General features: G+C 41.6%; 22 protein-coding genes. 10 read left to right on the top strand and 12 right to left on the bottom strand.

What is annotated here, in order from left to right; genetic code table 11:
- Nucleotides 1-22: 22 nt before the first annotated feature.
- From C7Y71_RS01590 to C7Y71_RS01540, 12 genes are all read right to left on the bottom strand, one after another.
- Entirely contained in the window at nucleotides 23-352 is a 330-nt protein-coding gene (locus tag C7Y71_RS01590; RefSeq protein WP_111897807.1) for a hypothetical protein, read from the bottom strand.
- 325 nt (nucleotides 353-677) lie between these two features.
- Nucleotides 678-974 (bottom strand): hypothetical protein, encoded by a 297-nt coding sequence (locus tag C7Y71_RS01585; RefSeq protein ID WP_146739355.1) that lies wholly within the window; start codon nucleotides 972-974, stop codon nucleotides 678-680.
- Between the two features lie 516 nt (nucleotides 975-1,490).
- A complete protein-coding gene (locus tag C7Y71_RS11750) occupies nucleotides 1,491-1,628 on the bottom strand; it encodes a hypothetical protein (protein ID WP_193215936.1) in 138 nt (45 codons plus the stop codon).
- A gap of 64 nt (nucleotides 1,629-1,692) precedes the next feature.
- On the bottom strand, nucleotides 1,693-1,875 hold the full coding sequence (locus C7Y71_RS01580) for a hypothetical protein (RefSeq protein WP_146739356.1): 183 nt from the start codon (nucleotides 1,873-1,875) through the stop codon (nucleotides 1,693-1,695).
- A 90-nt stretch (nucleotides 1,876-1,965) separates the two neighbouring features.
- The gene (locus tag C7Y71_RS01575; RefSeq protein WP_111897928.1) at nucleotides 1,966-3,963 is read right to left on the bottom strand and encodes a family 20 glycosylhydrolase; all 1,998 of its coding nucleotides are present in this window, start codon (nucleotides 3,961-3,963) and stop codon (nucleotides 1,966-1,968) included.
- Nucleotides 3,964-4,102: 139 nt separating this feature from the next.
- Nucleotides 4,103-6,259: an elongation factor G gene (locus C7Y71_RS01570; protein ID WP_111897929.1), complete on the bottom strand. Its 2,157-nt coding sequence runs from the start codon at nucleotides 6,257-6,259 to the stop codon at nucleotides 4,103-4,105.
- A 147-nt stretch (nucleotides 6,260-6,406) separates the two neighbouring features.
- The gene (locus C7Y71_RS01565) at nucleotides 6,407-6,994 is read right to left on the bottom strand and encodes a hypothetical protein (RefSeq protein WP_111897808.1); all 588 of its coding nucleotides are present in this window, start codon (nucleotides 6,992-6,994) and stop codon (nucleotides 6,407-6,409) included.
- A gap of 65 nt (nucleotides 6,995-7,059) precedes the next feature.
- Nucleotides 7,060-8,382, bottom strand: coding sequence for a DEAD/DEAH box helicase (locus tag C7Y71_RS01560; protein ID WP_111897809.1), 1,323 nt, complete (start codon nucleotides 8,380-8,382; stop codon nucleotides 7,060-7,062).
- Nucleotides 8,383-8,406: 24 nt separating this feature from the next.
- Nucleotides 8,407-9,510, bottom strand: a complete 1,104-nt coding sequence (locus C7Y71_RS01555) for an LptF/LptG family permease (protein WP_111897810.1) — start codon at nucleotides 9,508-9,510, stop codon at nucleotides 8,407-8,409.
- Nucleotides 9,511-9,617: 107 nt separating this feature from the next.
- Nucleotides 9,618-10,748: a tRNA guanosine(34) transglycosylase Tgt gene (tgt, locus tag C7Y71_RS01550; RefSeq protein WP_111897811.1), complete on the bottom strand. Its 1,131-nt coding sequence runs from the start codon at nucleotides 10,746-10,748 to the stop codon at nucleotides 9,618-9,620.
- On the bottom strand, nucleotides 10,745-13,213 hold the full coding sequence (gene lon / locus C7Y71_RS01545; RefSeq protein WP_111897812.1) for an endopeptidase La: 2,469 nt from the start codon (nucleotides 13,211-13,213) through the stop codon (nucleotides 10,745-10,747). Before lon ends, tgt begins: the two co-directional genes overlap by 4 nt.
- A gap of 126 nt (nucleotides 13,214-13,339) precedes the next feature.
- Nucleotides 13,340-14,458, bottom strand: coding sequence for an SEL1-like repeat protein (locus tag C7Y71_RS01540; protein WP_111897813.1), 1,119 nt, complete (start codon nucleotides 14,456-14,458; stop codon nucleotides 13,340-13,342).
- A gap of 174 nt (nucleotides 14,459-14,632) precedes the next feature.
- Here C7Y71_RS01540 and galE point away from each other — a divergent pair, with 174 nt between their 5' ends.
- The 10 genes from galE to nqrF all read left to right on the top strand — a co-directional run bounded on the left by galE (nucleotide 14,633) and on the right by nqrF (nucleotide 26,775).
- Nucleotides 14,633-15,673 (top strand): UDP-glucose 4-epimerase GalE, encoded by a 1,041-nt coding sequence (gene galE / locus C7Y71_RS01535; RefSeq protein WP_111897814.1) that lies wholly within the window; start codon nucleotides 14,633-14,635, stop codon nucleotides 15,671-15,673.
- 101 nt (nucleotides 15,674-15,774) lie between these two features.
- Nucleotides 15,775-16,920: a carboxynorspermidine decarboxylase gene (gene nspC / locus C7Y71_RS01530; RefSeq protein ID WP_111897815.1), complete on the top strand. Its 1,146-nt coding sequence runs from the start codon at nucleotides 15,775-15,777 to the stop codon at nucleotides 16,918-16,920.
- Nucleotides 16,921-16,956: 36 nt separating this feature from the next.
- Entirely contained in the window at nucleotides 16,957-18,927 is a 1,971-nt protein-coding gene (locus C7Y71_RS01525) for an OPT family oligopeptide transporter (RefSeq protein WP_111897816.1), read from the top strand.
- A gap of 125 nt (nucleotides 18,928-19,052) precedes the next feature.
- Nucleotides 19,053-20,078 (top strand): leucine-rich repeat domain-containing protein, encoded by a 1,026-nt coding sequence (locus C7Y71_RS01520; protein WP_146739357.1) that lies wholly within the window; start codon nucleotides 19,053-19,055, stop codon nucleotides 20,076-20,078.
- Nucleotides 20,079-20,795: 717 nt separating this feature from the next.
- Nucleotides 20,796-22,151 carry a Na(+)-translocating NADH-quinone reductase subunit A gene (locus C7Y71_RS01510; RefSeq protein WP_111897819.1) on the top strand — a complete coding sequence of 452 codons (1,356 nt, stop codon included), beginning with the start codon at nucleotides 20,796-20,798 and terminating at the stop codon, nucleotides 22,149-22,151.
- 62 nt (nucleotides 22,152-22,213) lie between these two features.
- Nucleotides 22,214-23,383, top strand: a complete 1,170-nt coding sequence (locus tag C7Y71_RS01505) for an NADH:ubiquinone reductase (Na(+)-transporting) subunit B (protein ID WP_111897820.1) — start codon at nucleotides 22,214-22,216, stop codon at nucleotides 23,381-23,383.
- A 26-nt stretch (nucleotides 23,384-23,409) separates the two neighbouring features.
- Nucleotides 23,410-24,129, top strand: coding sequence for an NADH:ubiquinone reductase (Na(+)-transporting) subunit C (gene nqrC / locus C7Y71_RS01500; protein WP_193215985.1), 720 nt, complete (start codon nucleotides 23,410-23,412; stop codon nucleotides 24,127-24,129).
- A gap of 39 nt (nucleotides 24,130-24,168) precedes the next feature.
- Nucleotides 24,169-24,777 carry an NADH:ubiquinone reductase (Na(+)-transporting) subunit D gene (locus C7Y71_RS01495; RefSeq protein ID WP_111897822.1) on the top strand — a complete coding sequence of 203 codons (609 nt, stop codon included), beginning with the start codon at nucleotides 24,169-24,171 and terminating at the stop codon, nucleotides 24,775-24,777.
- Between the two features lie 60 nt (nucleotides 24,778-24,837).
- A complete protein-coding gene (gene nqrE / locus C7Y71_RS01490) occupies nucleotides 24,838-25,464 on the top strand; it encodes an NADH:ubiquinone reductase (Na(+)-transporting) subunit E (RefSeq protein WP_111897823.1) in 627 nt (208 codons plus the stop codon).
- Nucleotides 25,465-25,500: 36 nt separating this feature from the next.
- Nucleotides 25,501-26,775 carry an NADH:ubiquinone reductase (Na(+)-transporting) subunit F gene (gene nqrF / locus C7Y71_RS01485; protein WP_111897824.1) on the top strand — a complete coding sequence of 425 codons (1,275 nt, stop codon included), beginning with the start codon at nucleotides 25,501-25,503 and terminating at the stop codon, nucleotides 26,773-26,775.
- Nucleotides 26,776-26,840 lie beyond the last annotated feature (65 nt).

Here is a 26,840-nt window from a genome sequence, read left to right as displayed (position 1 = left end):
CACCATACAAGTCTATAGCCATTTAGGTGTTTCTTCGTTCATTGTATTTTTCTCTTATTAATTTTGGATATTTAGAAAGAGCCTCATTTAAGGCAGCGTTAAAACCTTCTTTATCAAAATAATCATCATGCAGTATGCCTGAAATTTTTTCTTCACGACTCCCGTCTTTTTTGACAATAATAAAACCATTCCTTTCATATACTGGAGGTTGTTCTTCTTCTATTATATAAGCTTTTATAATATTGTCATCATGAAAATAACTTGGATCTATTAAAGTTGTTGTACGAATCCAACCTTCAATTATTTCATATTTTGGTTCTCCAATTCTTTTTGGAAATTTAAATTCATTCATTGTTAATTAATGCTTGTGCTCCTAAATATGAAGCAGGTAATGTACTTAATAATTTAGAATAATTTCTAATATCTCCGAATACTGAATGTAAATTTGCACCTCTCACTAATGCAGGTAAAAGATTAGACGGTGTTCCAGTTAGCTAATAGCTACCTATTTCTGCTCCCATTTCGTTTACTGAACTAGCATAAGTATTCCAATCATCTTTTAATTTACGTGAAGCCTTTACTAGCTGATTATATAAAGCATCCTTCATTAATTTCTATTCATTAGACCTAATAACCTAAGTTGTAATAGGATAACGTTTTGAATACTTTGCCAAATGCTAAGGAAGAGTATGAAGCCAATCATAGGGCCTTGTTAAATGAGTAAATTCATGTCCTATAACATGGATTAGATCAGGTCCAGTTTTTAATGTCATTAATCCAGTAAGATTTGGAGTTTCTGGCACTATATATGCACTCCCATTAAGATTTCTATTTATTACACGTCCCCATATGTTATTAAAGTTTTCTTCTGAGGATTTAGATAGACTTTCAATTACTTTTGGCCATTTAGTATAATCCATTGGTAATTTAGTAACCCAATTAGTAGTCATATTTACAGAGTGTGTAAATTCCATATTTTTTCGTATTTCTTCCTATTCTTTAAGAAACTATTCATACTCTTTTTCGGTAAAATTTTTACCTGTACTATAATTTCGAGTATTAAGAAAATCTTTTCTAAACTCTGGACTTGTTATTCTAGTTTCATCAACTCTTTGTATCCATTTTAAATATTCATTCCCCATATTTGGTTTGAGTTCTTCGTATACCCAAGAATTTTTACCAGAATGAGGATTAGTTAAATAGACTCTTCCTTTAGAATCCTAATGAATAAAACTAATTTCATCAAAAGGCGTTTCTTTGGCAATTCTTCTTGTGTAAGGAAATCCAAAATTATCTACTGGAGAATTTTTTACAGGTATTATAGGTACTCCCTGTTCATAAACTACTGTAGGTTTTGGTAGTATAAGTACGCCATTTTCATAATATCTAATTTCTGGTTCAATATACTATTTTTTTGGCAGTTCAGGATATTCTCCTGTTTTCATTGCCTTAGCAAAATTCTTAGTTTCTTGCCAAGCAGTTTTAGCGGCCTATTTTATACCTTGCCATGCACTTCTTGCAAAATTAGTATAAGTTTCTCCTTTACCCAAAGCTTTTGCAGTATTTTTTGCTGTATTTCCTGCATTTTTAGAAACATCTAGGACAACTTTCCAATAATGTTCTGCCATACGTTCAGCAAGTTCTGGATTTGATGCAATTCTTTGAGCATTTTTCGCTTGTCGTGCGATTGTTTTAGCAATATTCTAAGCAACATTTTCCTGTTGCTTTTGTTAATTGCCAAGAAGCTCTTGGTGCAAGTACAACCACATCTGTAGTTCCATTTAATACTGTGGCTAAAGTAGGATTAATTCCTGGAATTTCACCCCACCCTTCATTTTCTAACCAACCTTTAGCTGAACCTTCTCCCTTTGCCATATTTGCTACTTGTCCTACATGCCATGAAGGCAGTAATAAATTGAAAGCACCTCCTGTTACAGCATGAAAATTTGCAAATTAGCAGACATTTTACCTAATATAGTTCTCGACAACAAGGTCAGTTATGGTGCTATTGAATTTTCCTGCCTTTCTTAGTGGGAAGACAAGTGTCCTTTGGTAGTACATCTTTGTTTTCAGGTCATATACCTCTGGCTCATAACTGTTCATGCTTTCTATTTGCTGATGGAAGCGATTGTTTTCCTTGACGGCGTATAGTGTCAGAGGGTTAAGTTGCTCGCGTTGTTTTCCGTCTACAAGAAGTCGTGTCATCTTATTGTTCCCTTGTATCGTTATGGTATGTGTCTCGTTGGCAGGCAACTTATAGTTGAACTGATTGAGGTATCCGTCGCGTGCAAATCCAAGGTTACCAAGTTTGGGATCACTCAGATAGAATATGGCGTTGTTGCTTTTAAATAGTATAGTGCCTTTTTCTTCTGTTTTTCCGTTGACGGTGAATGTAACTGAATAGTCGTAGCCAATTTCTTCTATGTCAAGTGTTTCTTCTGGCGAAATGACATCTTTTTTAAACACGACTTTTTTGTCGGTGCCGTAAGTTGCGAGTTCATTTACCCCCGGACCTTCAGACAGTGATGTTCTTAGTTCGTTGAATTTTTCATAAGTTACGATATTGTTTGCTCCACTCCAGCATTTTGCAGCAATGGTTTGCATAGCGGGGAACACCCGATGATGTATATCCTTCACACTGATGCCATTGCCTGCATGGTCGTTCCACACAGCGAACATTCCGCCAAGTATTGCAGGGTCGTTCTCATCAAATTTTACATTGCCAATTTGTGCAGGTGTCCAGTTTTTATATAAGTGTTCACAGTTCAGGTAGTCGTAGTAGTAGCCTGCTGCAGGAACTATATACACCCAACCATCGGGTATGCTAACTAACTGATAGCCTTGTTCTTTCATATCCTTTGGCTGAGCATAGCCATTATACCAACAGTTCATGATGACGCCGTCGCTTTTCACGGCAGTTTCTCCTTTTGCGTGTGTCAAGGCACCCCAGACTACTGCCGTTTTACCAAAACTTTCAACAAGGCGGATGTAATGGTCTGTAAATGAGCGAAACGCTTCTACCACCTGTTTGTTGGCATTAGAATATTCATCTGTGCCGATACAGACTTTCTTACCTCTGAACACAGGATTCTCACCGCTGCAATATTCTTTGAAGAGCGCGTCGCAGAATTCGTATGTCCTTGGGTTCATCAGATCGAGGTGGTCCATGCCATACTCTTTACTGGCTATTTCTGGTTTATACTGTGTGAAAGCGAGAGAATGAGCGGGGACATCTATCTCCGGGATAATCTCTACCCCACTCTTTTCGGCAAGAATCTGTAGATCAATGAACTCCTGCTTGGTATAACTTCCGTCTTTGGCTGTCAGGCCTGGGAAAGTAGAACACTCAAGTCGGAATGCCGCCTGAGTCTTGTTCCAATCGTCGCCGAAGAATTGCTTGAAGCCATTATCATTAAGGTGAATCTGAAGTACGTTCATCTTGTAATAGCCCATAATCTTGACGAGGTTTCTGAGATAAGACATTGGAATATATTTTCTTCCGCAGTCAATCATAAAACCCCGATGGCTGTATTCGGGTCGGTCTGTCAGATGTCCCTTGGGCAGTGTGTGTGCTGCGTTGTTGTCGCACATTTGCAACATGGTTCGCGTGCCCCAATAAAGTCCTTTCAGATTGCCAGATTTTATTACGATAATGTTGTCGATATCCAGTTGGTAACCTTCTTCGCCTAAAGCCCTGAGGTTTTCAATGACAAGATGTATGTCGCCAGGACGTGGTTTCCCCTTTTCTATAGTCAACTGCTTGCCAAACATCACTTTGTAATCTTCTGCAAGTGCTTCTGCGACAGGCAATACCTCCTTGTCTTGATAAATAATCTTACCTGTTGGAATGATGCGACCTTCAGCGGCTTCCCAACCTTTAACTTCAGGAATTGTGAAAGGCTTTTCTTGAGCAATTACGTTAATAGCGAAAAGGAATAACAGAGATGCAAATACTTTTTTCATGTTGTTTTTTGTCTTATTATGGCTCACCAATTAGATGATATTTTCAAATGTTTTACAAAATTATGAAAGAAAATGCTTAATTCCAAAAAGAGTGGCGGAAAAAATTCGCCACTCCCCTATCCTATTGAGAAAATTTGTTTTATTCCTCGTTGTTTTCTGCCTCGAACTGTGCAATAAGATTATTCTGCACGTCGCCAGGAACGAGTTCGTAACTTGAGAACTTCATAACGAAACTGGCGCGTCCTCCAGACAGTGACGAAAGCGATGTGCTATAGTTTGCCATTTCCTTGAGAGGCACTTTGGCTTGAATCTTTTCATAGCCGCTTTCGCTGCCCATACCGATGATGAGACCACGACGACCCTGCAGATCGCTCATGACATCACCCATGTAATCGGATGGTACGAACACTTCCACATCGTAGATAGGCTCAAGAATCTTTGGACCAGCCTCTTTGAACGCTGCGCTGAATGCATTACGTCCTGCGAGCATAAACGAAAGTTCATTACTGTCAACTGGATGCATCTTGCCGTCATAAACGATGACGCGAACGTCGCGGGCATAAGAACCTGTCAGCGGGCCTTGCTCCATTCGGCTCATGATACCTTTCAGGATGGCTGGCATAAAGCGTGTGTCGATGGCACCGCCCACAACGCTGTTGATAAATACCAACTTGCCGCCCCATTCGAGGTCAATTTCCTCTTTACCTTTGAGATTTACACGGATTTCCTGATTGCCGAAACGATACATGGTCGGGTCCTCCATTCCATCTTGGTAAGGCTCTACAATAAGGTGTACTTCACCGAACTGTCCGGCACCACCGCTCTGTTTCTTGTGACGATAGTCTGCGCGTGCCGACTTGGTAATCGTTTCACGATATGGTATGCGCTGTTCTGCAAACTCTATGGCTATCTTGTCAAGGTTTTCAAGACGCCACTTGAGTGTACGCAGATGGAATTCTCCCTGACCATGCACGAGTGTCTGGCGCAGTTCCTTGCTCTGTTCTACCACCCATGTGGGGTCTTCTTGACGCATACGTGTGAGTGCCACCATGAGTTTTTCTGTATTGCTCTCTTCAACGGCACGTATAGCGCGTGTGTATTTCGGGTTGGGATATTTTATGAAATTGAACTTGTTGTCGCAGTCTTTAGCATTCAGGGTGTTGCCCGTGCGTACATCCTTTAGTTTCACTGTACAACCTATGTCGCCTGCAGAAATTTGGTCTACTGCTTCTCGGGTTGCTCCGGTGCTTACATAGATTTGTCCGATGCGCTCCTTGCTGCCCCTGTCTGCATTTGTCAATTCGTCGCCAGCCTTAAGTGTTCCTGACATTACCTTGAAATATTGCACCTCACCGATATGTGGTTCAACACCGGTCTTGTAGAAGAATACGCTTGTAGGACCATTCGGGTCGAGAGTAACTTCTTCACCGCGTGTGTTGTGAACTGCAGGCATTTCGTTTACGTAGGGAACGACATTGCTCAAAAACTCCATCAGTCTGCCAACACCCATGTTCTTGTATGCACAAACTGTGAATATGGGGTAAACGGAACGTGAAACGAGTCCTTTGCGAAGTCCTTCTCGCAATTCGTCTTCTGTGAGTTCTCCTTCTTCGAAGAATTTCTCCATCAGTGTTTCATCGTTTTCAGCGGCTGCTTCTACGAGTGCCTGATGCCATTCCATTGCCTTGTCTTTCTCTGCGTCGGGGATATCCTCCACTTTATAGTCTCCGCCATCGTTCTGATAGGTCAGTTTCTTCATCAGCAACACGTCTATAACGCTGTTAAAGTCTTGACCTACATTCAGAGGATATTGTACTGGCACGCACTTGTTGCCGTATGCTGCTTTGAGTTGTTCTACCACGTTGTCGAAATCGGTTTTCTCATCGTCAAGATGATTAACAAGGAAAATAACCGGTTTTTTTAGACGTTCGGTATATCTGAAATGATTTTGTGTGCCTACTTCCAGACCCACTGTTCCATTTAAGAGGAGTATGCAAGTGTCTGTAACGTTCAATGCCGTAAGTGCTGCTCCAACAAAGTCGTCACTACCCGGGCAGTCAATAATGTTAAGTTTCTTATTGTTGCGTTCTACATGGAATACGGTTGAGAAAACCGAGTAACCATAATCCTGTTCTACCGGGAAATAGTCGCTGACAGTGTTTTTCTGTGTGATACGACCTCTGCGTTTGATTTGACCACTCTCGAAAACTAAGGCTTCTGTCAGAGTGGTCTTCCCTGAGCCATCGTTTCCTAACAACGCAATGTTCTTGATTTCTTGAGATTTGTAAACTTTCATGATATTGGTTTTATTGTTTTGATGCAGTATGGAATAAATCGCTCGTGGCATTGTTCTGCCAAAAACGGGCGCAATTTAGCAGTTTTTTTTTATGTAACAAAGTAAAAAAATCAAAAAGGCATGAAATATTATTCGTTTTTGAACAAACTATTTATATTTCTCGTAGGTGTTTTTTGCCTCATTGTATGTTTCGTCATCGCCTTTCCACTTTGCTTCATAGCGTATTTTATCAGTCAAAGAAATGATGTTTTGTCTGATTTGCTCTTTACGTTCCGGATTTCTCTCGTTCTGAAACAATCGTTCCTGCTGTGAGAGAAGATTCTTACAACTTGCGATGTCTTGGGGGATTTCAATTGGTTTAATACTCACTCCAGTGTGTACTTCACGAGGCGCAGTTGTTTCAGCCGGTCTTTGTCTTTGTTCGAAAGGCGTGGTGGTTTTACTGTCTGACTTAACATTTGCCGAACTTCTTTTTATTGGCTTTTCTGGCTCGGCATTGGCATAATCATCTGTAACTATAACAGGCGAAGTTGGTTTCAAGTCGGGTGAAATATGACTTAATGAATCTGCCGACATGCTTGTTGTTCTCAAGATGGAGGACGGATTGTTGTCGTAGGAATATGTTGGATCGGACGTGTTTCTGATTTGCGTTGAATCTACGACTGTTGTATCACTTGTAGTTCCAAAAATCAGTATTGAGTCTGAAACAGAAAGCGGCGAAGTGCTAAAATTCATATCCACCTTTTTTTCACACGAAGCAAAGATGAATACAAAACAAATGGCTGGCAGGACTGAATATTTCATTTATTTGGATTTTGAGAGTTTCGTACTTGCTTGTTGTTTTTGCTCTTGTTGTTCTTTTGATGTGATTTATGGCTTTTTGCTGATGATTTGTCGTTGGAATTATTATTGCGTTTTGTTTTGTGTTTTGTCCTTTTGCTTGATGTATGCCTCTCTGGTATTGAAGGCGCTGACAACCCTTCGGGCAGAACTCCTTGTGGAATTTTTTTTCCGAGAAGTCGCTCTATATTTCGGAGCGCACTGAAATCGTCTTCTCCGATTAAAGTGATGGCCTGTCCCGAACGTCCGGCTCTTGCCGTCCTTCCGATACGGTGGACATAGTCCTCAGCATCCTTCGGCGCATCGTAGTTGATAATCATTTCTATATCATCAATATCAATGCCTCTTGCCACAATATCAGTTGCAATGAGTAGTTGTATGCGTCCTGCCTTGAAAGCCAGGATTGCTTTTTCTCGGTCTTTCTGGTCAAGGTCGGAGTGCATTGCTCCAACGGCTATCTGATTATTGCCTTTCTTGCTGTACAGTCTTGTGAATTGTATGGCAAGTTCCTTGACTTTTGTCTTTTTTGAGGCAAATAAGAGCAATCTGTGTGGAACATTTTCTGTAAGTATGTGTTCAACCAGTTTGTTCTTGTCCTTGTTTGAGCAGTGATATATGGTCTGTTTGATATTGTCTGCAGGCTTGCTAACCGCGATTTTTACTTCTTGTGGGTTGTGCATGATGGCATGTGCCAGTTCTGCCGTTTTCTCGGGCATGGTGGCTGAAAAAAGAACTGTTTGTCTGTCCTTAGGCATGTGGCTCACAATTTTCAGGATATCGTCGGCAAAACCCATGTCGAGCATACGGTCAGCCTCATCCAACACAAGATGGGTTGTGCCGGATAATGAGAGTGTGCCAAGATCAATGTGTGTAAGCAGTCGTCCAGGCGTTGCAATTACGATGTCAGCACCCATCTGAAGGCTTTTTCTTTCCTGTTCATATCTTATGCCGTCATTGCCGCCATAAATAGCCACACCACTTATGTTTGTATAATAGCCGAATCCCTGCAATGCCTGGTCAATTTGTTGTGCGAGTTCGCGTGTGGGTGCCATAATCAAGCAATTTACTCTGTCTTTGTCATGCGGTTTATTTTGAAGTATGGACATCAGTGGGAGCAGATATGCCGCTGTTTTACCTGTTCCTGTCTGCGCGATGCCAACCACATCCTTACCTTCAAGAATGAGTGGAATGCATCTTTCCTGTATAGGCGTACACTTCTCAAACTTCATGTCGTAAAGCGCATCAAGTATATCTTCGGACAATCTTAAATCTTCAAAATACATCTAAATATATTGCTTTGTAAGCGTTTATGCCGGATTACGTTTGTATAAATATATGGCTATTGCAGCAAAGAGTATGTTAGGAATCCATGCTGAGAGCATGGGTGGCCATCCGCCATTTACAGCGAATGTGGAACTCACTGTTTGGAACAGTATATAGGAAAAACTCAAAGCCAGTCCTATACCGATGGATGTACCCATTCCCCCTCCCTTTCGTTTCTCACTTGATAGTGACACCCCGATCAGAGTGAGTATAAAGGCAGCAAAAGGCATGGCAAAGCGTTTGTGGAACTCTACTTCAAATGTGCTGACATTTGCTGCACCACGCATTTTCTGTTTCTCTATGTACTCGTTCAATTCTGGGAGCGTCATTGTTTCCTGTTGATTTCGAGTATTGATAAGGTCGGCGGGTTCTATTTTTATAATAGAGTCCACTTTATCCTTATACTCTATTTTCTCTCTTAAACCATTGAAAACCCTTGATTGGCAGATGCTTAGATGCCAGGTATAGCGATGGTCGGACAAGGTGTCGTACTGAATGTTTTGTGCAGTAAAGTGGGATACAAGTTTTTTATTCTTGAACTTGTCGAGCGAAAAGCCATATCCGCTTTTTGTGGTGTTGTCGAAGTGCTGAATAAAGGCGACTATTCCTTTGTCCACTTCGAGTTGCACATTATCAACACTCGTTATCTTTTTCTTTTTGATATATGTGTTTTCAAAATTAACGCGTGCCACATTGCCCTTTGGTATCACAAATGCACCGAGATAGAATGTAATTATGGCAATGATGCCTGCAGTAATCATGTAAGGTCGCAGCAATCGCTTGAAACTCATTCCAGCAGCCTTCATGGCTATGATTTCTGACTTACTTGCCAAGTTCGTAGTGAAAAAGATTACGGCTATAAATACAAACAGCGGACTGAAGAGATTGATGAAGTAAGGTATGAAGTTAAAATAATACTCGGTTATGATTCTGCCCAATCCTACTCCGCTATTTGAAAACTTGTCGATTTTCTCGTTGTAATCGAAAATGACAGCAATAGCAATGATAATCAGAAGAAGGAAAAAGTACGTGCTGATGAACCGCCATATGATATAGCGGTCGATACGCTTGATGTGCAGAGCATCCATCGCACTATTGAACCAATTCCCAATTCGATTTTTCAAATCTCGTTACAAATGAATTTATAGTGCAAAAATAATATAAAAATGCAAAATACAGTAATTTGGTCAGTGCTTTACAACCTGACAGACAACCTTTCCAGCATTTCTGCTTTCCAACTGGCATAATTGTCTGCGATAATATGCTTTCTTGCTTCTCCAACCAACCATAAATAGAATGAAAGGTTGTGAATACTTGCAATTTGCAAGGCAAGATACTCTTTTGCTTTGAAGAGGTGATGAAGATATGCCTTGGTGCAAGTTTGGTCAACACTTGCTGTTCCACAGGGGTCTATGGGTGTGAAATCTGTTGCCCATTTGGCATTTCTCATGTTGATAACGCCCTGAGATGTGAAAAGCATGGCATTACGTCCATTTCTTGTGGGCATCACACAATCAAACATGTCCACGCCCCTATCAATTGCTTCAAGAATATTTTGAGGAGTTCCTACACCCATAAGATATCGTGGGCGATTTATAGGCAAGATGTCATTCACTACCTCTATCATTTCATACATCTTCTCCGTAGGTTCGCCAACCGCTAACCCACCTATGGCGTAGCCATCTGCATCGAACTGGGATACATATCTCGCACTTTCTTGCCTGAGATCCTTATAGACACATCCCTGAACAATAGGAAATAGCGACTGAGCATGTCCATATAATGGCTCTGTCTCGTTAAATCTCTTGAAACACCTTGTAAGCCAATCGTGCGTCAGAGACAAACTCTTTTTGGCATAGTCATAGTCTGCTGTGCCAGGAGGACATTCATCAAATGCCATCATAATGTCTGCACCTATGACGCGTTCTATGTCTATAACTCTTTCAGGTGTGAAGAAATGCTTGCTGCCATCAATATGACTTCTGAACTCACATCCCTCTGTGGTAAGTTTTCTTATACCAGCAAGTGAGAACACCTGAAAACCACCGCTGTCAGTCAAAATTGGTCGGTCCCAGCCTATGAATCTATGGAGCCCGCCGGCAGTTTCCAGAATTTCTGTACCAGGTCTTAAATAAAGATGATACGTATTGCCCAAAATGATTTGAGCCTTGACCTCATTTTTCAGTTCATGGAAATGCACCGCCTTGACACTACCTACGGTGCCAACCGGCATGAAAATTGGCGTCTTGATTACTCCGTGGTCAGTGGTAAATTCACCTGCCCTTGCACAGGAATTCGCTGATGTGTGTTGTAACTTGAATTTCAATTATTTAGAATTTTGGAACTGTCATTATTTGAGACATCAAAAACAATAGGTCTTGCCACCTTTTCGTCCAATAGTGCATAGTCGAAGACTTCGCTCACGTTTTCAACGTAATGGAAAGAAAGCCCTGCAAGGTATTTTTCGTTTATTTCTTCAATATCCTTTTCATTTTCCTTGCTGATGATGATTTCCGTAACCCCTGCACGTTTTGCTGCGAGAATCTTTTCCTTGATTCCACCAACGGGCAACACTTTTCCTCTCAGTGTGATTTCGCCGGTCATGGCAAGTTGTTTTCTTATCTTTCGCTGTGTCAGTGCACTGGCTATGCTTGTTGCAATCGTAATGCCAGCAGAAGGACCATCCTTAGGCGTTGCGCCTTCCGGCACATGGACATGAATGCTCCATTGCTCGAATATGCGGTAGTCGATGCTCAAATCAGCGGCATGCGCTTTAACGTATTCGAGTGCGATTACTGCGGATTCTTTCATTACATCCCCCAGGTTTCCCGTTAGTGTCAACGTTGGATTTTTGCTCTTGCAAGCCCCGGACTCTATAAAAAGAATTTCACCTCCAACTGAGGTCCATGCCAGTCCTGTGACTACACCGGCATAGTCATTTCCTTGGTATTTATCTCTGTTATAAGGCGGTTTACCAAGAAGTGTTTCGACAGTCTTGATATCGATACTACTATCAAGAGGGACGTCTTCGGCAAGCGCTTTCTTGAGTGAGATTTTCCTTACGATTTTCTCTATCTGTTTCTCCAAACCTCTGACTCCGCTCTCGCGTGTATATTTCTCGATGATATATTCAATAGATTTCATCGGCAGTTTAATGCAGTCAGCCAATTCCTTCCTGTATTTTTTCAATTCTTTTGGGATAAGGTGCCGACGTGCAATTTCTTTCTTCTCCTCAGTGAGGTAGCCTTCCACCTCAATGATTTCCATTCTGTCGAGCAAGGCAGAAGGAATGGTTGACAGTGTGTTGGCCGTCGCAATGAACATGACGTTTGAGAGGTCATAGTCTATGTCGAGAAAGTTGTCGTGGAATGCATTGTTCTGCTCAGGGTCGAGCACCTCAAGAAGTGCAGATTGCGGGTCGCCATTGTAGTTGTTTTGCGAAATTTTGTCAATTTCATCAAGTACGAAGACAGGATTGTTGGTTTCTGCCTTGATCAAACTTTTCAATATCCGACCTGGCATAGCGCCAATGTATGTACGTCTATGACCTCGAATTTCTGCTTCATCGTGTACTCCGCCAAGACTTACTCTGACGTATTTTCGTTCAAGCGCCTTTGCTATACTCTTACCGAGTGATGTCTTTCCAACGCCCGGAGGTCCGTAAAGACAGATAATGGGTGCTTTTATGGTTTTTCGGTATGAAATGGAGGCAAGATATTCAAGAATACGATCTTTCACGCGTTCCATTCCATAGTGGTCTTTGTTCAGAATCTTCTTGGCGTTCACGAGATTCAGATTGTCTTTTGACATCTTTCCCCAAGGCAAACTAACTAATGTCTGCAGGTAATTCAACTGAACGTTGTAGTCTGGTACTTGTGGGTTAATCCTTTCCAGTTTGGCCAGTTCTTTGTCAAAGATTTCCCTTGCATTTTGTGGCATATTTGCCTTCTCGGCTTTTTTTCGCAATTCATTGCTATCTGCGTTGTCGCTTCCGCCGAGTTCGTTTTGAATGTTTTTTATTTGCTGCTGAAGGAAATACTCGCGTTGCTGCTGGTCAAGATCTGCACGGGTCTTGTTTTGTATGCTTTCCTTGAGTTGTGCATACTGGCATTCCCTGTATAGTATGGAAATAAGTTTTGATGTGCGTTTCTTCTGATTACCCTCTTCAAGCAATTCAATCTTCTCTGTCAAGTCGAATGGTAGATTTGTACAGATGAAGTTCACCATAAAAATGGGATTGCTGATGTTTTTAACGGCGAAGGACGACTCTTCTCTGAATGCATCGCTGGTTTGAAGGTACTTTATACAAAGGTCCCGACAAGTATCTGTCATTACGGAAAATTCCTTGTCGTTTGCACCAGGTAAAACTTCTTTTACAGGTTTGACATTTGCCCAAAGAAATGGTTTTACATCTGTAATATTCAAAAGTCGAAATCTGCCAAAACTTTGCAATATAACTGTAACTCCTCCGTCTGGCATTTCCAGGACGCGAACGACTTTTGCTACGACACCAACTTTGAACAGGTCGTTTTCTCTGGGATTGTCAATGTTGCCATCTTGTTGGGTTACGACACCTATCAACTCATCCTTATCCCGGGCAAATTCAATTAACCTCATAGATGATTCCCTGCCAATCATGACAGGAGTAACAACACCTGGGAACAGAACCATGTTGCGCAAAGGCAGTATGGGCAATGTCTGTCCTATCTCTTGCTTAAACAAATCTTTGATATCGCCTTCATAATCAGCGATTAAAGAGAACGGATTGTGAGGCATATCTTGTGAATTCATATATTTCTCTTATAGTGTTTGAATGATTGATACTTTATGACCTTAAGTCAAATTTCAGATTGTGTTTTATATTATGAATTTACTAATTGTTACAAAAACCGTACCAATCAGGCCATTTGTGCAATTTTAGATCCAATTTTTCTCTTTCAGCAAGTTTTCAGCCTCTTCGTTGCCTTGTGAAAAGGCTTGCTGCAACCAGAACAGTGCCTTGTCTTCATCAACTTGTGTGCCAAAGCCCATTAAATAGCATTTCCCTAATTCGTATTGAGAAAGTTCATGTCCTTGTTCTGCTGATGCTTCATATAGCAAAACTGCCTTTTCTGCGTTTTTTTCTATGTCTTGCTCCTGTGCATAGATTGAAGCAAGATGATATTGTCCGTATGCATCTCCTGCTTTGGCTGCTTTTTCATACCAGAGCAAAGCCTGTTCCCTGTCTTGCGGCACTCCCTGTCCATTTTCATAGCATGACGCTAAAATGTCCATAGATCGGCCATGTCCTTTCGATGCCGCTTTATTTAAGAGTTCCATGCCTTTGACATGGTCTTCTTCTACTCCATTTCCAAAGATAAAGGCTCTACCCAATTTATATTGGGCATCAGTATAGTCATGGTCTGCAGATTTTTGATACCATTCTGCGGCAACGGCATCGTCTTGCTCCACACCAAGTCCTTGTTCGTAACATATCCCGAGGTTATACTGTGCTTGTGCATAATCTTGGTCTGCAGCCTGCGTCAGTAAGTCAACGGCTTTCTCAAAATTCTGCGGAAAAGCCACTCCTTGAAGGAAGAAGGTTCCTACTACCGTTAGTGCAGGTGCATACCCCTTTCCTGCGGCTTCTGCCCAAAGGCCTATTGCTTTTTGAGGATTTCTCTCCACACCCTGCCCATTCATATAACATGATGCAAGATTGGATTGCGCCTTGGCAAGTCCTTGTTTTGCCGCCATCTCCCAGTACATCACTGCCGTTTTGAGGTCTTTGTCAACATTCTCTCCCGTGTGATAGTAGTAACCTAGCCGATTCTGAGCCTCTGCGTCGCCAGTCTCCGATAGCAGGATGAGTTCGTTCATGCTTAGTGCGTCGTATTTTTGTCGGACAGTTTCTTGATTGTCTTCTAAACTTGCATTTACGTTGTCTTGAGGCGTTTCCTCTGTGTTGCTCTCGTTGGCTAATTCCTCCTTAATGTTTGTTTTAGTTTCTTGTGGTATTGACTTTTTGTTTTTGAAAAAAGAAAAGATACTTGCCATTTTTATTCCCTGTGTTTATTTAATGAGCAAAATTAGTTAAAAATCTGCTAATAGGAAATGACTTCTCACTATTTTGCAGAAATTAGAATTTTAAACTTAAAAAATACAATTTGATAAAAATAAATGCTTAACTTCGCCAAAAATTTATACTTACAAAAAAAAACTCTATCAAAAATGAAACAGAGAATTTTGGTAACAGGTGGTACAGGTTTCATAGGATCCCATACCACAGTTGAACTGCAGGCTGCAGGTTATGATGTTGTCATTGTTGACAACCTTTCTAATTCTAAGGCAGATGTTGTTGATGGCATCGAACAGATTAGTGGAATACGTCCCGCTTTCGAAAACGTTGATTGCTGCAATCTCGAAGCACTTGAAGCTGTGTTCCAAAAATATCCAGGCATAAAAGGTATTATACATTTCGCAGCTTCAAAAGCCGTTGGCGAAAGCGTTGAAAAACCACTGATGTATTATGAAAACAACATAGTTTCGCTTATCAATATCCTGAAACTGATGCCTAAGTATGATGTAAAAGGTATCATATTCTCGAGTTCATGTACTGTATATGGTCAGCCTGACCCCGAAAATCTGCCCGTAACTGAAGAAGCACCAATCAAGGTGGCAGAGAGCCCATACGGTAATACAAAACAGATAAATGAGGAAATTGTCCAGGATTTTGTCAAGAGCGGTGCACCTATCAGTGCAATCCTTCTTCGCTATTTCAATCCAATAGGCTCTCACCCATCAAGCATTATAGGTGAAATGCCTAATGGTGTTCCGGCAAATCTGATTCCTTATATTACACAAACCGCTATTGGTGTCAGAGAGCAACTTAGTGTCTTCGGTGATGACTATGATACACCTGATGGCACATGTATCCGCGACTTCATATACGTTGTTGACCTTGCAATGGCTCACGTTGCTGCTATGGCACGCATCCTCGACGGCAAGAACTCTGATCCTGTTGAAATCTTTAATGTAGGTACAGGAACCGGTGTAAGCGTAATGGAACTGATTAACACGTTCGAGAAGTGCACGGGAGTGAAATTAAACTACAAGATAGCACCTCGCCGTGCCGGTGATATTGAGAAAGTATGGGGCAACGTGGATAAGGCAAATAAAGTGCTTGGTTGGAAAGCCGTTCACACACTCGAAGAAGCACTCTCAAGTGCCTGGAACTGGCAAAAGAAACTCCGTGAACGCGGCATCATGTAATTTCCGTCACAATGCCAAAATAATTTCTGGCAGCAATGTGCAAGGTGTATCCTGGGCATTGCTGCCGGATTTTGATATTCAATCAGCCAAAATCACTCTTGATGAAGCCATATTATTTGCTCGAAGAAAAGAAACTGCGAAATAATCTCGAACTGATAAAAAGTATTGAAAAGCGTACGGGCGTAGAGTTTATCCTTGCATTCAAGGCTTTTGCGCTTTGGAAAACCTTTCCCATATTTCGGGAATACATTTCACATTGCACAGCAAGTTCACCATACGAGGCACGTTTGGCTTATGAAGAGTTTGGCAACAAAGCACATACCTATTCCCCTGCCTACGAGAGCGACACGTTCAAGGATATTCTGGCATACAGCAAGTGTATAACATTCAATAGCCTTTCTCAATACGAACTTTTAAAGGAACAGGTAGAGGGATATCGTGATAAAATCTCAATGGGTATCAGAATAAATCCCGAGTATAGTGAGATTGAAACAGAGTTGTATAATCCTTGTGCGCCTGGTTCTCGGTTTGGTATTCTCGCCGATCAACTTGAGGATGATTTACCCGTAGGTGTTGTCGGTTTTCATAGCCATAATCATTGCGAAAGCAACTCATACGCCCTTGAGCGGACCTTGCAGCACATTGAAGATAAGTTTGGCAGATGGCTTGATAAGATTGAATGGCTTAATTTGGGTGGCGGTCATCTTATCTCTCATGAAGATTATGACATAGAACATCTTGTCCGTACGCTTAATACATTCAAGCTCAGACACCCTGAATTGCAAATTATCATGGAACCGGGCAGTGCTTTCGCATGGCAGACTGGCGATTTGGTGTGCAATGTTGTGGATATTGTTCATAATCATGGTATAAAAACGGCGATCTTGAATGTCAGTTTCACATGCCACATGCCAGATTGTCTCGAAATGCCTTATATGCCGAAAGTGACAAATGCAGAAACTTTACAACCAAATGAAATAAAGCCTTCGATGCAGGCTGAAGATGGCATCTATCGGTTAGGCGGTAGCAGTTGTCTCAGTGGTGACTATATGGGTTTCTGGAGATTTCCCAAAGAACTCCGTGTTGGCGATGAGATTATATTTGAGGATATGATTCATTACACTACCGTCAAGACAAACATGTTCAATGGCATTGATCATCCCGATATCAGACTTAAACGTTTAGACGGAAATGTTGAAATATTGAAAACGTTCAGATACGAAGACTATCGCGACAGAATGGACTAATAATTACTTTAATTAACAAAATTCAAATATCTACAAATGTCAAATCAAACAAAATTACCTGAAAACGCCTTCAGAGAACTAAAACAAGGCGAGGAGTATCAACCGGTAATGAACCCTAAAAAGACCTATCGTGAGGTTACACCGTGGTCGATTTTCTGGGGTATATTGATGGCAGTCATCTTTTCTGCTGCAACTGCCTACCTAGGCCTGAAAGTGGGGCAAGTGTTCGAAGCCGCAATACCCATCACCATCATTGCCATAGGACTTAGTGGTGCAGCCCACCGCAAAGACCCACTCGGAGAAAATGTAATTATCCAAAGCATTGGTGCCTGTTCGGGTATGATTGTGGCGGGCTCTATTTTCACTTTACCTGCACTTTTCATTCTTCAGAATAAATATGCCGACATCAGCGTAAATTTTCTTGAAGTATTCCTTGCTTCATGTGCAGGAGGAGTGCTTGGCATCCTTTTCCTGATACCTTTCCGAAAATATTTCGTGAAGGACATGCATGGCAAATACCCGTTCCCGGAGGCTACTGCTTCTACACAAGTACTCATGTCAGGAGAGTCTGGTGGCAATCAGGCTAAAACTTTGCTAGTTGCTGGTATAATAGGCGGTATTTACGACTTTGCCATTGCAACATTCGGTGCATGGGCAGAGACCATCACCACTCAGGCTACATCAGTGGGCGCTTTCATTGCAGAGAAAGTGAAACTGACCGTTAATCTGAATACTGGTGCCGCACTGCTTGGCATGGGGTATATTGTGGGACTGAAGTATGCATTGATTATTTGTGCGGGCAGTGTTACGATATGGTGGGTTGTCATACCAGCCATGGGGCTCATCTTCCCTGACCTTCCCGTGAAAGATGGCATATTAGCAGGCAACGCCACTCCTGACCAGATATTTTTCACCGCCAAGAATATCGGTATTGGTGGCATAGCAATGGCAGGCGTCATCGGTATTATAAAGAGTTGGGGTGTCATAAAGAGTGCATTTAGCGTAATAGGCCAGGTGTTTGGAAAGAAACAGGGAACTGATGAACAGATACTTCGCACGCAACGCGATCTCTCCATGAAAGTTATTGGCATAGGTACCCTTTTGGCCATCATAGCGACAACTGTGTTCTTCTTTTTTGGTCCGATGGAAGGCAATCTTCTTTTCACTATAGTTGGAATTTTGATTGTTGCTGTGATTACATTCCTTTTCACTACAGTGGCAGCGAATGCAATAGCCATCGTAGGTAGTAACCCAGTGAGCGGTATGACATTGATGACACTCATTCTGAGCAGTTTTATCATGGTTCTTGTTGGTCTCCAGGGCACTCATGGCATGGTAGCCGCGCTTATAATGGGAGGAGTTGTCTGTACAGCGTTATCTTCTGCTGGCAGTTTTGTAACAGACCTTAAAATTGGATATTGGCTCGGCTCTTCGCCAGCCAAGCAGGAAAGTCTCAAATTTGTAGGCATTCTCGTTTCTGCAGCGACTGCTGCCGGAGTTATAATGATACTCCAGCAAGCATACGGTTTTACGGAAGAGAATACAGACGTCATGGCCGCTCCTCAGGCACGAGCCATGGTTGCAACTATTGAACCCATTATGACCGGTGGCGATGCACCTTGGGCTTATTACGGCATAGGTGCAGCATTAGCCATTATTCTTGACAGACTTGGCATATCAGCCTTGGCATTTGCGCTGGGCATGTTCATTCCTTTGCACCTTAACCTGCCGCTTGTTGTCGGAGGAAGTATCAACCACTTTGTGACACACCGTGGCAACGACAGTGTGCTCAGCAATGCACGCAGCGAGCGGGGAACACTTATTGCAAGTGGTTTTATTGCCGGAGGTGCCCTGATGGGTGTAGTCAGTGCAGGACTGCAGTTCTTCAATGTTGATCTTGTCATACACGGCTGGGCTGATAGTGGTTTAGGACAACTTCTGTCGTTGGTAATGTATGTGCTGCTGATAGTCTTTTTTGTCAACACTTGCATGAGAGTTAGGAAATAGCCTCACCTTCAATAGGTTATATATGAGCATTTTATGATAATTGTATGAAAGTTATGCATACGGATGATGTAGCAAAGCGGAGATGCTTTATGTCATTTGTGTGCATAACTTTGTAAACTATTTAATTGCCAACAGGTGTTGGTAACTCTTCCTTTATGCTATCTCTAAGGTTACATAAAACAGTCTTCGTATTTTTTATAAATACGCTATTATTTTCTTGGTGCAACTCTTTTGCATTTGCTCAAGAAGAATTAAACGTATCTGATTCCAATGAGACTTTTGAGAAGAATGGTATCTGTTATCGTACACTTAATCAAAGCGAAGTCGAAGTGGTTATGTCTCCAAGGACGGCATATTCAGGCACTTTAAAGATACCTGCATCAATTAAATATAATGGCAAAAATTACGTTGTCAGTGCTATCGGCGATTATGCATTCTCGGGATGCGACTCACTTAAAGAAATCAATTTGCCGCATTCTGTCAGGCAATTTGGTGAAGGTGCTTTCTGGAAAACTCCTCAACTTAAGAGAATCAATATTGACAAAGGAAAGACAAGACTATTCACAGAGAATGGCATATTATATAAAGGCACGACCCTCATAACCGCATATAATCCAGACCTGAATTGCGTAGTTAAAGCCGGCACTTCTACGATAGCATCCTATGCACTGTGTGGAAATAATAGTGAGTTGTTGTCTGTGGTGCTTCCAGAGAGTGTGGACACTATACTCGCTTCAGCCTTTCAGGAACAAACTTCGCTTGACACTATTATTTTGTCTGATAACGTCAAATTCATTGGAGACAGGGCATTTCAGGGATGCAGTTTATTAAGAAACATACGTATTCCCGACCAAGTGAGACATATCGGATACTTTTGTTTCTATGATTGTACCGGTCTCAGAAATGTTCATTTAGGTAAAAATGTAGAAGAAATAGGCGAAGGAGTATTCTATGACTGTATCTCGCTCAGAGCCATTTATTGCCATTGCCCCACTCCACCTTCTATGCTTCATATAGAAAATGGTGTGTTTTATTTTTCTAATGAATCTGAGACAATCGAAGTCTATATTCCCAAAAACTCTGAAACCAAATACCGTAACTCATGCGATTGGAAAGAATTTCATTTGACTTTTTCTGCAACGATTAAATAATAATTCAAAGATCTTCTCCGTGGGTGATGTTAATAATGTGGCCTGCTTCTAAGTTTTTGATTTTCTTCTGCACGTCGTCATCATTTTGATGACGATATTACGGATATCCTGTTGATTCATAAAAAAATCAGTTTACTTATTTTGCAAAGTAAACCGATTATTAGTTTTCTTAAAAAGACAATTATTATAACATCATGGGTCTGTTATACCTGGGCTTTTACCAGTTGTGCCAAAATTTCTCGCCCACCATTGTTCTCTTCCGTATTTTTTATTTCTTTTAAGTTCATCATACCTTTTTTGAATCCTTTGGTATTCGCCAGTGTAGATGGCGAGTATCAAAGTGAACAGCCAAGCAATAGATGCTAAGACCACAAAAATGATTCCTATGATAACAAGTACGTCTCCCATACCACAAATATAGCGATAATATTTGACATGGCAAAATTATTCTTCCAAATTATCGAACAATCCGACAAAAGAATCTCCGACGGATTTTTGCCATTCTTCTGCGATGGCGCGAGAGGAAATCGCCCATGAGCGCGAGAACCACGGCCTGCGCTTGCGCTGCTTACCCTTTTGTTTGAAATTTTTGAAGTTTAAAAAACAAAATTTGATATTTGTAAGGTGAAATCAAATGCTAAACTTACATTTTTTAACAATAAGACCTTATTTTAATATTTTTTGGCTAAATTTGCGAGCAAATAATATTTTTAGCGAATGAAACGTCTTTTCAAGATTAGAAAAGGTTTGGATATCAACCTTAAAGGAGTTGCTGAAAAAAGTATCAGTAAAACTCTGACTTCTAAGGAGTACGCCATTTCACCCATTGACTTCCATGGCTTTGTTCCTCGCATATTGGCTAAGGAAGGAACTCATGTTGATGCCGGCACGCCTGTTTTTACAGACAAGGCTACAGAACGCATTAACATTGTTTCGCCTGTAAGCGGTACTATCAAGAGCATCGTTCGTGGTGAGAGAAGAAAAATTCTTCATGCAATAGTTGAAGCAGATGACAAATCGACAATTGTTGACTTTGGAAAAATCGACTTAAACAACATTTCTCGCGAAAACTTGTCAGACTTGCTGCTTAAATCCGGTTTGTTTGCTTTTTTCCGACAGCGCCCCTACGATGTCGTTGCCAATCCTGACGATGAACCTAAAGGCATTTTTGTGTCAACATTCAGTAAGATGCCGTTGGCAGCAGATTTCACTTACGTAGTGGAAGGTCAGGAGAGCACATTCAAAACAGGTATTTCGGCTCTGAGTAAATTGGCAAGTGTTTATGTCGGCATATCGCCAGAACAGATTAACACAGACATAATGCCCATTCATGATGCTGAAGTCAGCGTATTCAATGGTCCCAACCCATCTGGTAATGTTGGAGTGCACATCAATAAAATTAGTCCCATCAACAAAGGTGAAGTAGTATGGACTATTGGTGCTGAAGAAGTAATCTTCATAGGACGTCTCATCGAAACAGGAAAAGTTGATCTGACTCGCCGCATCGCAATAGCAGGTTCCGGCATTCAGCAGCCGCAATATATTGAAACGTTGATTGGTGCGCCTTTGGCTGATTTGATTGAAGGCAATGTCAATAAAACAGAAAAGCACCAACGTATTATAGACGGGAACCCACTCGTAGGACGCAAATCATCAATGAACGGATACCTTGGTGCTCATACCACAGAAGTGTCTGTTATTCCGGAAGGTGACGATGTGGATGAAGTTCTCGGATGGATTATGCCTCGCTTCAATGACTTTTCCACAAATAAGAGTTATTTCTCTTGGTTGTCTGGCAAAAATAAGCAATATGACCTTGATTGCAGGATAAAGGGTGGAGAGCGCCACATGATCATGAGCAGTGAATATGAGCGTGTCTTCCCTATGGATATCTATCCCAGTTATCTTATAAAAGCCATTATTACAGGCGACATTGACCGCCAGGAAGAACTGGGCATTTATGAAGTAGCACCAGAAGATTTTGCAGTGGCTGAATTTATCTGCTCATCTAAGTTGGAACTGCAGAAAATAGTTCGTGAAGGACTGGATATCTTAAGAAAGGAAAATGCATGATATTTTTCAAACACTAACAGCACTATCAGTAAAGACATTATAATCAGGCAAATAATTTCAACATGATAAAGAAACTTTTCGATAAGATTCGTCCCAACTTCGAAGAAGGAGGAAAGTTAAAATCATTTCACTCTGTTTTTGAAGGTTTCGAATCTTTCCTCCTTGTACCGAACACAACGTCAAAGTCGGGTGTGAGCATACACGACGCCATTGACTCCAAGCGAATTATGTCGTTTGTTGTTATCGCGTTGTTGCCCGCTTTGTTCTTTGGCATGTACAACATCGGCCTCCAAAACTATACTTTGGCAGGACAGTCGGCAAGTTGGTTTACTTATTTCCTCTATGGCTTCCTTGTGATGTTGCCCAGAATAGTCGTTTCTTATGCCGTCGGCTTGGGTATAGAATTTGTCGTGGCTCAATGGAAGAAAGAAGAAATACAAGAAGGCTATCTCGTAACTGGCTTGCTCATACCGATGATATTGCCAGTTAACACACCCTTGTGGATGATGGCACTTGCTGTTGCTTTCTCTGTGATTTTCGCTAAAGAAATATATGGAGGAACCGGCATGAATATATTCAACCCGGCTCTTGTGGCTCGTGCTTTTCTCTTCTTCGCCTACCCTACTTCTATGTCAGGCGACAAAGTTTGGGTGTGCGACAGTCAGTTTTTTGGATTAGGGAATGCCCTGCCTGATACAATGACTCAGGCTACCGCATTAGGTGAGGCAGCAGCAGACCAAGCAGTCAGTGGTGACTTTTGGCAATATGTCGTAGGCACAATGCCTGGCTCAGTCGGCGAGACGAGCGTAATAGCAATAGCGATAGGTGCTCTGATTCTGCTTTGGACGAGAATTGCTTCCTGGAAAACGATGTCAAGCGTTTTTGTCGGCGGAGCCATAGTTGCATTTCTTTTTAATGTGTCTGGACTCGATAGCAATGAAGTCGCTAAAATTCCATGGTACAATCATCTTGTACTTGGTGGCTTTGCGTTTGGTGCTGTATTCATGGCGACAGATCCAGTTACCAGTGCGCGTACAGAGAAAGGCAAGTATATTTATGGATTCCTGATTGGTGCACTTGCAATCGTAATCCGAGTTCTCAATCCTGGTTATCCTGAGGGCATGATGCTCGCTATTTTGTTTATGAATATGTTTGCACCTCTGATAGACTACTGCTTTGTGCAGAAGAACATCAGTAAACGCGCTAAACGTATGAAAGTTAATAATGACTAAAGGAAACAAAGACTATAATTATGAAGTTGAATACAAATAGCAATGTTTACACGATTGTTTACGCAGCAGTAGTAGTTGTTGTCGTTGCATTCCTCTTGGCTACAGTGTCTTCGGTGCTCAAGAGTCGCTCTGATGCCAATGTGCGCATAGACACTAAAAAACAGATATTGGCATCTCTCAATATACGTGGTGTTGCGAACGAAGATGTTGAAGCACGATACGACCAAGTAATCAAGGAAGAATTACTCGTTGATACGTCAGGAAAGATACTTGCCGACAAAGGAGGCTTCGACATACCTCGAAAGGAAATAAAGGCTGAATTCAACAAACTACCGGTTTTCAAGGCTCAAGTTGAAGGTGCACAAAAATACGTTATACCTCTGGTGGGCAAAGGTCTCTGGGGAGGCATTTGGGGATATTTGTCGCTAAATGACGATGCAAAAACCGTTTATGGCGCATATTTTAGCCATGAAAGTGAAACAGCCGGTCTGGGTGCTTTGATTACAGAAGAGAAATTCCAGGATCAGTTTAAGGGTAAATCAATCTACGATACTGCCGGAGAGATTGCTCTGTCTGTTGTGAAGCATGGAACGGCAAGCCAAGATGACATCAACAAATGCGATGGTATTAGTGGTGCCACGTTGACAGGAAATGGTGTTGATGCCATGCTCAAGGATTATCTTAAACTTTATGGGAAATATCTTTCCTCTATCCAGTCTCAACAAGTAGATTCAGTAAAAAAATAATTTGAAAATAAAACACGAACCATAAGAAACGCAATAAAAATGGCTTTATTCTCAGCAGAAAACAAGCGGGCTTTCATGGAGCCACTCAATCTGAACAACCCTGTGCTGATACAGGTTTTGGGTATTTGCTCTGCATTGGCTGTTACCTCGAAACTGGAACCTTCAATCGTGATGGGATTGTCAGTAACGGTAATTACCGCCTTTTCAAATATCATCATATCACTCCTTAGGAAAACCATTCCAAACAGAATACGCATCATCATACAGTTGGTCGTTGTGGCAGCGTTGGTAACAATCGTCAGCATGGTGCTTAAAGCATTTGCATACGATGTAAGTGTCCAACTTAGCGTTTATGTGGGTTTGATTATCACGAACTGTATCCTAATGGGTCGTCTTGAAGCATTTGCCATGACCAATGCGCCTTGGCCAAGTTTGCTTGATGGAATAGGCAGTGGTCTTGGATATGCCTGGATACTTGTTGCTGTAGGTGCTATTAGGGAATTATTCGGAAACGGAACGCTTTTGGACATTCGCATCTTCCCTGAAGGTTATCCCAACAACGGTATGATGACCATGCCGGCAATGGCTATGATAATTCTAGGATGTATTATTTGGGCACATCGTTCTGTTGTAAAAATAGAAGACTAAGCCAATCCTTGCATCTTTTCAAATATAAGTTAAAAATCACTTTCCAAAAAAATACGTCTGATGGAACACGCATTGAGCCTATTCATTCGCTCGATTTTCGTTGACAATATGATATTTGCCTCATTTCTGGGCATGTGTTCATATTTGGCTGTGAGCAAAAATGTGAAAACTTCTTTTGGTCTGGGTCTGGCAGTTATTTTCGTCTTGTTAGTAACTTGTCCTGTCAATTATCTTCTCCAAACTAAGGTTTTGGCTGAGGACGGCATATTCGGCATGGATCTTACCTATTTAGCATTTATCCTCTTTATTGCTGTTATTGCAGGTATTGTGCAACTGGTCGAGATGATTGTAGAGCGGTTTTCTCCCTCACTTTATAATTCGTTGGGCATTTTTCTGCCTTTGATTGCAGTAAATTGCGCCATTATGGGTTCTTCTCTTTTTATGCAGCAACGCATAGAAATGGATCCGGAAACCAGTTCGCAAGCCATCTCTGGCATAGGCGATTGCATCGTTTTTGCCCTTGGCTCAGGCGTAGGCTGGCTGCTTGCTATTGTAGGCTTGGCAGCAATACGAGAGAAGATGGCATATACAGATATTCCCAAACCTTTACAGGGGTTAGGTATAACATTTATTACTGTTGGACTTATGGCCATGGCGTTCATGTGCTTTAGCGGTCTGAAACTGTAGTACATTTTATAAAACAGAAAAAGAATACAATAAATAATGGATATAAGTTTCATTTTATCGAGCATTTGCGTATTTCTTGCAGTTATCATTGTATTGACAATTATTCTTCTTGTAGCAAAGAATTATCTGACGCCAAGTGGGGATGTAAAAATCAATATTAATAACGGCAAGCAAGTACTGACGGTAGGTCAAGGAGGTACTCTCCTTACCACCCTCAACGACAATGGTGTACATCTTCCTTCGGCATGTGGCGGAAAAGGCAGTTGCGGACAATGCAAATGTCAGGTAGATGCCGGCGGCGGCGAGATTCTTGACGTTGAGAAACCTCATTTCTCTCGTAAGGAGATTAAGGCCAACTGGCGACTTGGCTGCCAGTGCAAGGTTAAGTCCGACCTTGAAGTTGCAGTGCCTGAAAGCATACTTGGCGTAAAAGAGTATGAATGTACAGTAATTTCCAACAAAAACGTTGCAAGTTTCATAAAGGAATTTATAGTACAACTTCCTGAAGGTGAACACATGGACTTCATTCCCGGCTCATACGCTCAGATACGTATTCCAAAGTTTGAAATAGACTACGATAAGGATATCGACAAGGCAGATCTGGGTGACTACCTTCCGGCATGGGAAAAGTTTGGTCTCTTCTCGTTGAAGTGCGTAAATACAGAAGATACCATCCGTGCATACTCCATGGCGAACTATCCTGCTGAAGGCGATCGTTTCATGCTGACCGTTCGTATCGCTACCCCACCCTTCAAACCTAAAGAACAGGGCGGTGGTTTTATGGACGTAAATCCAGGTATTGCATCTACGTATATTTTCTCGCTGAAACCAGGCGACAAGGTATTGATGAGCGGTCCGTACGGAGATTTCCATCCCATCTTTGACTCCAAGAAAGAAATGATATGGGTCGGTGGTGGTGCTGGCATGGCACCTCTCAGAGCACAGATTATGCACATGACCAAGACGCTACATACGACTGACCGTGAAATGCATTATTTCTACGGAGCACGTTCTTTGAGCGAAGTGTTCTATCTTGACAATTTCCATGACCTGGAGAAGGAATATCCCAATTTCCATTTCCACCTTGCTCTTGACCGTCCTGATCCTGAGGCAGACAAGGCAGGTGTGGCATACACTGCGGGGTTTGTTCATCAGGTGATGTACGATACCTACTTGAAAGATCACGAAACACCTGAAGACATAGAGTATTACATGTGCGGTCCGGGTCCGATGTCGAATGCAGTGAAGAATATGCTCGACAGTTTGGGCGTTGAACCTGAAAGCATTATGTACGATGATTTCGGCGGATAAGAAATTTCCCATCAGTTTTTTTTACTGGTGGGTTATTTTTTATAAAATCTGTAAATTATAAAGGA

Source organism: Pseudoprevotella muciniphila (genome assembly GCF_003265305.2).
Taxonomy (GTDB): Bacteria; Bacteroidota; Bacteroidia; order Bacteroidales; family Bacteroidaceae; genus Alloprevotella; species Alloprevotella muciniphila.
This window is presented reverse-complemented; position numbering and strand designations above follow the sequence as displayed.